Here is an 11,945-nt window from a genome sequence, read left to right as displayed (position 1 = left end):
TAGATTAATAGCCAGGGTTTTGAACAAGATTAACATTCAGGTCTAGTTCGCTTTGAGGAATTGGCCACACAAGTTTATTTTCATTTAGACGAGATGCATATGCGTTCTGATGGTCGGAAGCGGATCTCATTACCTGAATAAAACGACCTCTGCGTTTAAGATCCATCCAGCGTTTTCCTTCGAAAGCAAACTCAAAACGATTCTCGTTTTCTATCGCTAAGCGCATAACATCTTTCGTATTAGCCGGAGTGTCAGCCAAGTCTACACGTTTTCTTATTTTATTTACCAGATTTTTTGCTTCACCTATATTCCCTAATTCATTTTCTGCTTCGGCTAATAATAATATTGCTTCCGGAAGACGGAATATAACGATATTACCGGCCTCTTGAGATCTGAGTTTATAGCAATAAGGATATTTGTTAGAAGGCCAATACTTGTCTGTCCATTTACCTGTAACATCTCCAAACATGATAGATGCATCTCTACGTACTACATCTCCCGCAGAAGTGAATGCTTTGTACAAATCCTGACTTGGCGTATTGAATTTTTTCCAGTCGATGCCGTAGAACATCTGTGCTCCCCAGTTTCCTAAAGTAGACCAGCTATTGTAATCTACCTCGAAGATGGATTCCTTGCAATGTTCATTTACCAGATTTACACTAGGAAGGACTCCGTTAGAAGGTGTTTCGGCAACGGCAAACAAGTCATCGTAGTTATCCATTAATCCATAACGAGTATCGTCTACAACCGCTTTGGCGTACTGTTTTACTTTGTTCCAGTCTGTATTTTCAAAGCCGTCTTTGGTAGCATATACTTGTGCTTGTATAAGATGTACAAGCGCTTTGGTAATTTTAAACTTGTTTGCTGAATAATCCATCACGTTTGCTTCGGCATATTCCAAGTCATTTACAATCTGGGTATAGATATTTTCTACAGTTTCTTGTTTAGGATACAACAATGGGTATATAGTATCAATATTGCTAATGCTTATTTCAGGTACATACTGTGTAATTAAAGGCACACTTCCATATATGCGAACAAGATTAAAATAACACAATGCTCTCATAAAATGAGCGTCACCTGCTATTTGGCCTCTACGTTGCTCTGTTAGAGCTGTATCTTTAATTTTAGGAATCCATTCTATAATTGTATTTGCCTTCGATATTTGAGAATATAGATATCCCCAGTCGCGCTTTACACCACCATTAGAAGCTGAAACTCTAAGCTCATCAAATTGCATGGTCATCTCTTTCGGTTCACCGGCATAAGCGTTATCCGATTGGGCATCATTCATTATATACCAGTCTAGTTGCCAAAATTCGTTAGCATAATCATTATATGCACCTGTTAGCAACTGTTCCATTTGAGTGGCTGTGGTATATTCGGTAGAATGGTCTTTACCTCCCGATCCCCAGTTTTCATTTGTTAGTTCCGAATCAGGTGACTCATCAAGGAAACTATTACATGAAGCAAGGGCCATACATGTAACTGTTCCTAATATTATATTTTTTATATTGTATTTCATTGTATTCAATTTTTAGAATGTTAAATTAAGTCCAAAAATAAATGTACGAGATTGAGGATAAGTTCCATAGTCTATACCTAACTGTGCTGCATTACCACTGTTTGTCCAGCTTAATTCAGGATCGTATCCTCTGTATTTTGTTAATGTAAACAAATTGTTTACTGTTCCATATACACTCAGTTTAGATAGACCCAATGGTCTTAACGTTTTTTGATTGAATGCATAAGATAGAGTCAGGGATTTCAATCGAATAAATGAACCGTCTTCAACAAAGCGTGAAGAGTTTAATGAATTGGTAAGAGCCCCTGCTCTTGGTACGTCTGTAATCATACCCGGACGAACCCATCTATTTAATACAGTTGTAGTTTGATTTTTGGAGTCGAACATTCCTTCCGAATCAATTCTTGAGGCGTTGAAAATGTCATTGCCATAAGATCCATTGAAGAATGCACTCAGAGTGAAATTCTTCCATGAGAAATTATGTGTAAATCCGAATGTGAAATCAGGTTGTGCATTACCGATAATTGTTCTATCTCCTGAATCAATCACTCCGTCTTTGTCTACGCCTGCAACTCCATTATTATTCAGGTCTTTATAGATAATATTTCCTGTGTCCGGGTTAACTCCTTCTGCAACGTATCCGTAGAATGCACCCAAAGGTAATCCTTCTTTAATCATGATTACATCATCGCCATTACTCTCTATATTAGCTACAGTAAACTGAGGAGTTAAACCTAGTTTAGTAAGCTCGTTTTTATTAAACGACATATTAAGAGATGCATCCCATTTAAATTCACCTGTTAGTATCTGTCCATTCAGGTTAAATTCGAACCCTTTATTTACCATCTCTCCGTCATTACGCATCGGTAATGATGCTCCTACTGTAGAAGGTAATGTAATATATAATAAAAGGTCTGTAGTCTTTTTATAATATGTTTCAAATTCTGCTGTTAGTCTCGAATTGAACAATGATAAATCTAGCCCTGCATTATATTGAGTTGTAATTTCCCATTTCAAGTCACGATTTCCAAGTCTTCCCGGAGTTATGGCAGGTCCTTGTCCTGTGGTTTCTTGTTTGCTAATATTATATTTATCATACAGGTCATAGTTTCCGATACCTCCTTGGTTACCATTACGTCCCCATCCGATTCTTAATTTAGCATCGTCAACGACTGAGGTTAGAGGTGCAAAGAATTTCTCACTAGAGAAACGCCATCCTGCAGATAGTGAAGGGAAATAGGCCCATTTATGATAAAGTTTTGAAGATCCATCTGCACGGAAATTTGCAGTGAATAAATAACGGCTTTCATAATCATATTGTACTCTGGCCAAATAAGACATCAATGAGTTACCATCTTTAGATGTATAAGCATTATTTATTTTGTTGGCCATATTCAGAGTCATTGTTTTGAATGTTGTATTTTTTACAAAATCCTCAACAGACATGTAAGAGTTGTTGTGTCTGTAGCGTTGCATAGTAATACCTCCCAAAGCAGAAAAATTATGCTTATCGTCAAATTTCTTACTATAAGACAACACGTTTTCACTTTGCCATGTCAAATAACCATCATCAACGTGTTCTCCACGTCCATTCGCTTGACGTCCATATTGAGTTTTAATCGGATCGATGAATTTATCCCAAGTATGTGAAGTATAGTCTACTGAGAATCTAGGTTTGAAATGTAGTCCTTCTAGCAGGGTAAAATCTAATTCCAGGTTACCCATAAAACGATATTCTTGGTTCTTGTCATAAGTGTTTGCTTGCGCATAAGGATTTTCCCATGACGACTGGAATGGATTTGTCGAATATTGGTCTGGTTTTTCAGGATCCCATATAGGCATAAATGGAGGCGTGTTGAGTATAGACATAATAACACCGCCACGACCAGAGTTTGCATTGTCTGTTGCATCCATGCGTGAATTACGAGCAAAACTTAGGTTTGATGCAATCTTGAACCAAGGCTTAACTTCGGTAGAAAGATTACTTCTGAAAGAATATCTGTCATAGTCGGCAGGAGAAATAATACCTTCTTCTTTTTGGTAGCCTCCCGACACATAATAATTGGTTTTATCTGTGCTGCCCGAAATAGAAACCTGATAGTTTTGTTGAACACCTGTTCCATACATTTCTTTGGCCCAGTCTGTATAATTCTGATTTGTGCGGTCTACACTTATGCCGATTTCACTCATCAAATCATAGTACTGATTTGTATTAAGTGTTTTTATTTTTTTTGTAACATTTGAGAACCCTGCATACATATTCACGTCTACCTGAGTTCTTCCTTTTGCTCCTCTTTTGGTTGTAATAAGAACAACACCGTTTGCTGCACGGCTACCGTAGATAGCAGCAGATGAAGCGTCTTTCAATATCTGCATGCTCTCAATATCAGTTGGAGAAATGTTGGTAATGTCATTCGTAATGATACCATCTACAACGTAGATCGGGTCATTGCCTGCATTAAGTGAAGAAGCGCCACGCACGCGAACCTGAATCCCTACTCCGGGTTTTCCTGATGGTTGTATTACTTGTACACCAGCTGCTTTCCCTTGAAGAGCTTGTTGTGCCGATATAATCGGTCTGTCTGCCCATTCGTCGGCAGATACGCTGGCTACAGATGTGGTGAGGTCGGCTTTACGCTGAGTTCCGTAACCGATAACAACAACTTCGTCCAGATTTTGTAATGCTTCTTCTAAAGTGACATTGATAGTTGTTTTGCCCGCTACTGCAATTTCTTTAGTCTTCATTCCCACATAAGAGAATACAAGTGTAGCGTTGTTTGGTGCAGAAATAGAATATTTTCCGTCAACATCAGCCATTGTTCCGGTAGTAGTGCCCTTCACAGCTACACTAGCTCCGATAATAGGTTCTCCGGTTTGGTCGGTAACAATACCCGAGATGCTTACTACATCTTGAGCCATTACTGTACCGGAAACCAACAAAGCAAAAATTAGACAAATCTTATACAAGAATTGTTTACTTGTTCGTTTTTTATTACATTTCATGATTTCTTTAGGTTTAAATGTGATTTTGGATTTTTGGTTACATAATAGTGTATACTAATACTACTGTAAAATGTACAGATTAGAGGTTATAACTGAGAGTCATGCCATGGTATTATAAAAATTTAGATTATTGATTAGGAAATATTTATTTTCCGGTATTAATTATCTCAAAATTATGGGTATAAATGCCTATAACTTTTTTTTGAACCAAAAAAGTAGTGTTTCGATATGCTTATGTTTCTGTATTACAGTATATTGATGTTTGTGCTGTGGGCTTAAAAAGTAGTGATCTTAAGGTGTTTTAACTTATCTGTTTTTCTGTATTATGCCAATTCTCATCACTAAGTTTTCAAACTCGTCACGCGATACAGCCGCTTTATTGCGGGCTTTGGTGCGGTAGTTATAGATGGTGCTCAATGAATAGCGAAGGAAGCTTGCAATCTTTACACTATCTGTTATTCCTAAACGGATCAGGGCAAATATCCGCAATTCGGTATTGAGTAATTCTCCGGGCTTAAGAACTATCTGCTCTTCGCTTATAAGAAGGGTATTGAAGTCTTCTACAAATGTGGGATAAAGACTTAAGAATATATTATCAAAATTTTTATATAATTCTTCCAGCTCATTGTCAACAAAGGCTGTTGACTTTAGTGTTTTGAACAAATCATCCAGTTGGTTATTCGCAGCCTTCTTGTTTAGAGACTTGCGATAATCTTCCAATTTGGTGATGTATGTTGAGCACAAATCGAAGAAGTGCGCAATATATTCCTCTTTTATATGATTTGATTCAGATAGTTGAATATTTACCTCTTTGAGCTGTTTGTTGGTATCCGTAATTCCCTGATTCAAGTCGATCAGCTTTACATTCGCTCGATACAATTCTTTCCTTATTCGTGAAACTCTCTTCATTTGTTTGTATACGTATATCACAGCAACGATAAGGAATACGGTGAGGATACTAATAAGTATAAGGTATAATTGCAGTTTACTTTTTTGTTTTGCTTCTTTTGCCTGATAGGCTGTATTGATAATTGAGTAAAACTCTGAAATGCCTATTGTCCTGAATCTTACATTGCAAAAAACAGCATCGTCGATAGACGACTTTGTAAATTTATAAGCCTGATCTATGTCTCCCTCTTCATAGTAAACCAACGCCAGACTTTGCAAGGAGGCGTTATCTTTTATTGAGTTTTTAATATCCGATAGGGCTGAAAGAGCAAAATATTTTTTTTGCAGGTCCTGCTTCTTTTTATTCTCATATACTTTACCCAATAGATATGCCACAAAAGCATAATCCGGGTCATCTTCCGGTATTTCATCCATGAGTTTTAGCAGGCGGTTTTCGGCAATTTCTATTTGTCCCTGATAGAATATTTTCTCGGCATATGTTATTCGATACCTCACAGAACTAGAGTCTAAAGCTGTGAGCAATGAGTCTCTATAAGCTTCATTTATCTGAAAATAAGCGTGCCTGTCATTGCTTTGCGCATAATGTCCGTAAAACTGACTATTGGATTCAAAATAAAGTGGAACTAATTTTTCGGATAATGATTTTCTGTCAATATGATTTAATATATCCTTTGCTTCCAGGTACATGCCTGTTGCAGAGTATAATAGCGACAAGTTTAGATTGGTTTCGTTGATAACGTCCATGCTATTTAACTTCTTCGCTATATCGTGATTCTTTTCCATATAGTAAACCGCCGAATCCATTCTGTATTTCCTGTATTCTTTCGACAGTTTGAAATTTATATCATATTCTTGTGCAAGAGAGAGATCTGATATGTGTAAGAGCTGTTTAAGGCTATTTATCTTTTGCTCTTTCTTTTCATCATAGTATTTTTTGTTATTTATTGCTTTATTCAGTTCATTAATATAACTGTTCCCTATATCGTTTGCAGATACGATAGTAGCAAGAGAATATAAAAATAGGATGATTGGGAGTTTTCTCATATCATAAAGAGCTTATGAAACAGGATCAGACTTTTTTACTTAATAGTGCGAAGTTAATCAAAAAAATGTATCAATATATTTTATTTAATTTTTTCATTTATTCAAAAAAGATAAAAATTATGAGCTATAAGTACAAATAAGAATTTGTTTGCATCTTTTTTATCCCGAATAAGTAAGCATGACAGGATATTATAGTATTATATCGACTATAGATTGACTTTGTTTGCGAATTATTATGTAATATTATAGGGGCATTTAGTTTAAGATTTGTCTATTGATAAAACGATATTCTGACTATGAAAACAAATAAATATCTGAACACTATGAAAAAGTATCTCTTGTTAATCACTTTTATATGGATAGGCATCTATTGTTTAGCCCAACAGGTAAATCCCGGTAGTCCTACAATACAAGTGAAGGATCTGCAAGCAACCGAATTGCCGATTCGTATATCGAACGTAAACATAGATATAAAAGTAGTAGGTCCACTTGCTGTTACTACAGTTGAAATGACTCTCTATAATCCCAATAAACGTGTATTGGAAGGCGAATTACAATTTCCCCTGGCAGAAGGACAAAATATTTCGCGGTTTGCTCTCGATATAAATGGAAAGCTCAGAGAAGGAGTCGTTGTAGAGAAAGCTAAAGGGCAGGAAGTGTTTGAATCGATAGTCAGACGAGGGGTAGACCCCGGATTGTTGGAAAAAACACAGGGAAATAATTTTAAAACAAGGGTATATCCTTTGTTTGCCCGAGGGACAAGAAAGGTTGTGGTTGCTTATGAACAAGAATTGCCGAAAACAGGTGATAATTATCGTTTCTTTCTTCCCGTAGAATACGGAAATAACGAGCTTGATAAATTTAATCTTCATATTACAGTATTTGGAAAAGAAACCCAACCAAAAATAGATAAAACACCTTGGGGAGGCTTTACTTTTAGTAATGAAGGAGATGTTTATCAGGCATCTTATTCTGCTCAAAAGTATAAAGGAAAAGGGCAACTCGTGTTTTCTGTTCCTGTAAAAAACGATGCTCTTACTTTTCTTGAAAAAGGTATTATTAGCGGTGAAACTATTTTTTATTCTCAGGTTTTCCCCCCGCTGAAAGAACAATCTCGAGAGGTGCCAAAGCGTATTGCCTTGTATTGGGATGCATCATCGTCGATGGATAGACGGAACTTTGATTTGGAGGCTAATATGTTATCCGGCTATTTTAAAGAAATAGGAAATGTTACTGTAGATCTCCACACTTTTAACTGTTTTCTGGGTAAGGCTCAGACTTTCAATATTCGGAATGGAAATTGGAACGCCCTTAGAGAAACATTAGAGAAGGTTTCTTATGATGGAGCTACTCGGTTAGGAGCTTTGGATTTTGCAGATGTGAATGCGGATGAGATATTTTTATTCTCTGACGGGTTAAGCAACTTTGGAGAACAGATACAACAGATAGGTGGTACACCAATCTCTGTCGTTTGTTCTTCTTTAAGTGCAGACCATAGTCTGTTGACGTACTTGGCAACTGCCAGTGGAGGAAAATATATAAATCTTTTACAACAGGCTCCGTCTGATGCCGTAAAGTTACTGTTGAATCAAAACTTCAGACTGATATCCGCTCTCTATAATAAAAAAGAAATTAGTGACTTTACAGCGTCAACTCTTATTCTAAATTCCGAATCGGGGTTTTCGGTAACAGGAAAATTGAAAGCCGCAAAAGCTTCTATTAATCTTAATTTTGGAATAGGTGATAAAATTACATATACAAAAACTCTAACTATAGATTCCCGAGATGTGGCTAATTATGGAAATATAGTAGAGCGAGTGTGGGCTGAAAAGAAAATAACTCAGCTGGATATGTTATTTGATAGAAATAAGGAAGAAATCGAAGAACTTGGAAAGAGATATAATATTGTTACTCGTAATACATCATTGATTGTTCTCGAAAATCTTTCTGATTATATACAATACAGGATTGTGCCTCCAGCCGAATTGCTTGAAGAGTATAATAAGAGTGTAATGCAGATAGAAAACGATGAAAAAGCAGCCAGAGAAAGACAAATAAACGGAGTAATCTCCCTTTTTAACGGTAGGAAAACATGGTTCGAAAAAGATTTTACTCAACAACCTGAAAAAGTAGTATCTAAGCCGCGCTCAATAGCCTCCCCTTTTCTAAATGTTCAAAGTGGCTCGGTGAGAGGTGTTGTTGTAGATTCTTCCGGTGTGCCTATTATAGGTGCTACGGTAATAGTACAAGGAACAGATACCGGATCAATAACCGATCTAGATGGAAAATATTCTATTAATGCACGGAATGGGGATATATTGGTATTTAAATTTATTGGGTATGAGCCGAAGGCCGTAAAAATAGAGAACAATGTTGCAAATGCTATTCTTGAAGATAGCCAGATGATGCTCGAAGAGGTAGTAGTAGGTTATGGTATAGAAAGAAGAGTAGATGTGACAGGCTCTGTAAGTACTGTCTCTGCAGATGAGCTACAGTCACTCTCTAACGCTTTGCAAGGCAGGATGCAAGGTGTTCAAATAACAGAGGACACAGGAGCAGGCAATGAAATAGGGATAGAGAATACTGAAAACGGAATTTCCAACCAAGGATATCAAAGTGAAGATGCGAAAGCTGCAATAGAACTAAAAACGTGGAAATCGAATGCTCCATATATAGCCAAATTAAAATCGAAATCGGATGAAGATTTATATCCGGCCTATCTGGCTATTAAGGAGGAATATAAAACAACGCCTTCTTTCTTCTTAGAAGTAGCTTCGTTGTTTGAAGAAAGAGAGTTGAAAGAAAAAGCCTTAATAATTCTATCAAATCTGGCAGAGTTGGAAGCAGAAAATTATAGACTATTACGAGTCTTGGGTTATCGCCTGAAACAGCTTGGCTATAATGAGTATGCCATAGAACAATTTAAGACAGTATTAAGGCTACGCCCTGAGGAACCTCAATCTTATCGAGATTTAGGTTTGGCTTATGCTCAGAATAATCAATATCAAGAGGCTGTAGATATGTTGTACAAAATAGTAGAAGGAAGTTGGGATGATAGATTTCCTGAAATAGAGGTGATTGCCGTTGAAGAAATGAATCAGGTGATTGCTGAAGCAAATCGTAAAAAAGTGACGTTGAATTTATTGAATGTAGATGAAAGATTGATATATAGCATGCCTATGGATATACGCGTAGTTCTCAATTGGGATACAGATGATAGCGATATGGATTTGTGGGTAACAGACCCTTATGGTGAAAAGTGCTATTATAAATATAGGTTTACTAAAACAGGAGGTCTTATGTCATGTGATTTTACCGGAGGATATGGGCCAGAAGAGTTTATGATAAGAAAAGCCGTCAAAGGAAAATACATGATTCAGGCAAATTATTATGGTTCACAAGAGCAAACCGTTATAGGACCAACTACAGTTTATTTGGATATCTACACATATTATGCAACGGGTGAGGAAAAGAAGAAGACAATTACTTTACGTTTGTCTCAGAATAAAGAGGTGATAAATGTAGGAGAAGTTGAGTTTTGAAGATACATGTTATAGTTTATAACATATATATTGTTTTGAAGGGGTGGAGATTATGATTCTAAGATGAGTCTTCCTCCCTTCATTAATGAAATAAATAATTACATATATTTTCTATATTATTTTCTATTTCATCCTTCTCCAAAATACTTATATTCGCATAAATTAAAACCCTTTATTTATTATGAAAAAATGCCCATTATTAATTCTTAGCCTGTTTTTTTATTTTGTCCGGCTATTCTCAAGTAAAATCATTACCCGATCTCCAGCAAGAGTTTATAAACCTGCGTTTTGGAATGTTTATCCATTTCAATATCCCTACCTTTATGAGTGATGATTGGGCCGATCCTGATGCTTCACCCTCAATTTTTAATCCTCGAAAGTTAGATTGTAATCAATGGGCCAAAACAGCAAAAGAAGCCAACATGACTTATGGATGCCTTACCACCAAACATCATAGTGGCTTTTGCATTTGGGATACCAAGACTACAGACTATAACGTGATGAATAGCCCATTGAAGCGCGATGTTGTAAAGGAATACGTAGATGCTTTCAGAAAAGAAGGTCTGGGGGTAATGTTGTATTACTCCATCCTGGATACACATCATAAATTACGTCCGGGCTTTATTAGCCCTAAGCATATAGATATGATAAAAGCTCAGTTGACAGAACTCCTTACCAACTATGGCGAAATAAAAGCCCTGATAATCGACGGGTGGGATGCTCCTTGGTCACGCATTTCTTACGACGAAATACCTTTCGAAGATATATACTATCTCATCAAGTCTTTGCAACCCAATTGCCTTGTGATGGATCTGAATGCAGCAAAGTATCCTACTCAGGCGTTATTTTATACAGATATAAAATCGTATGAACAAGGTGCTGGTCAGCATATTTCTAAAGACAGCAATTCTCTGCCGGCTCTGTCTTGTCTGCCAATAAATTCGGCTTGGTTTTGGAAAGAAGATTTTCCTAAAACGCCAGTAAAAGATCCGGTGAAATTGGTTAATGACAATATAATCCCATTCAATAAGGTTTATTGCAACTTTATTCTTAACGCAGCTCCGAACAGGGATGGATTGATCGACGATAATGCTGTTACCGCTTTTCGCCGGATAGGTAAATTGTGGAAAAATGAAGGAGCATTAAATAACTTGCCCAAAAATGAAGCTCCGATTATCTCTTCGAATATAGCAAAGTTTAAGCCGGCAAATTCGAGTTGGAGCTGGGATATGCAGCTCATGGATTTTGCGAATGATGATAATTTCAAAACAGGATGGGAGTCAAATCCTTTGGTAAGCAAACCATGGCTGGAAATAGAGCTAGGCAATAATGAGCAGCCATTCAATATGATTACAATAACTGAGAAAAATAACAATAACGATATACAATCTTATAAATTGGAGTACCTCCATAATGGAAAATGGCAGACTATTTTTTCAGGCACAAAATCAGATGTCATTAAAATACATAGGTTTGATAAGGTATGGGGAAATAAGGTTCGCATATCAATAGAGGAATCTAAGGGCTCTCCAACTATAGCAGAATTTGGAGTTTATAACGAACGAAGATAAATTGAAAAAGAGGAGATTTCTTAAAAATCTCCTCTTTTGTTTATTTCTAGATTTTCGATAAAGTAGGTGTGTCTATTCTATCATTCCTCAGATTTGTTTTCCTCAACTGGCTCTGTTTTTTATCAAAAAAAGCCTCTCTTTCTTTATATATCAGAATTTCAGTTGTTATCATTGTTATACAATAAACGACAAACGGGATAATTATAAAGTACGGAATATATTCTACATTCCCGTTAAAGCTGAAATTACTTAAAGCCAGAATTAGCAAATAAAGGAAAAACACGATGTATGAAGCTTTCTGTATTGTTCTATATTTCTTATACCTTTCCATAATCAGTGGCATTTAATATG

The 11,945-nt window shown here is 36.4% G+C and carries 5 protein-coding genes; 2 read left to right on the top strand and 3 right to left on the bottom strand.

Annotation, left to right across the window (positions count from 1 at the left end; all coding sequences use genetic code 11):
• Positions 1-4 precede the first annotated feature (4 nt).
• The 3 genes from BGO84_RS00295 to BGO84_RS00285 form a co-directional block, all read right to left on the bottom strand.
• Complete coding sequence (locus BGO84_RS00295; RefSeq protein ID WP_135105442.1) at positions 5-1,525, bottom strand: RagB/SusD family nutrient uptake outer membrane protein; 1,521 nt, start codon at positions 1,523-1,525, stop codon at positions 5-7.
• Between the two features lie 12 nt (positions 1,526-1,537).
• A complete protein-coding gene (locus tag BGO84_RS00290) occupies positions 1,538-4,528 on the bottom strand; it encodes a TonB-dependent receptor (protein WP_291026562.1) in 2,991 nt (996 codons plus the stop codon).
• A 306-nt stretch (positions 4,529-4,834) separates the two neighbouring features.
• Positions 4,835-6,481, bottom strand: coding sequence for a DUF6377 domain-containing protein (locus BGO84_RS00285; RefSeq protein ID WP_291026560.1), 1,647 nt, complete (start codon positions 6,479-6,481; stop codon positions 4,835-4,837).
• Positions 6,482-6,804: 323 nt separating this feature from the next.
• Between BGO84_RS00285 and BGO84_RS00280 the strand changes: the two genes are divergently transcribed.
• The gene (locus BGO84_RS00280) at positions 6,805-10,023 is read left to right on the top strand and encodes a VIT domain-containing protein (RefSeq protein WP_291026558.1); all 3,219 of its coding nucleotides are present in this window, start codon (positions 6,805-6,807) and stop codon (positions 10,021-10,023) included.
• Between the two features lie 293 nt (positions 10,024-10,316).
• Entirely contained in the window at positions 10,317-11,594 is a 1,278-nt protein-coding gene (locus BGO84_RS00275) for an alpha-L-fucosidase (RefSeq protein ID WP_291026556.1), read from the top strand.
• Positions 11,595-11,945: the final 351 nt, after the last annotated feature.

It is taken from the genome of Dysgonomonas sp. 37-18, from assembly GCF_001899125.1.
GTDB lineage: Bacteria > Bacteroidota > Bacteroidia > Bacteroidales > Dysgonomonadaceae > Dysgonomonas.
This window is presented reverse-complemented; position numbering and strand designations above follow the sequence as displayed.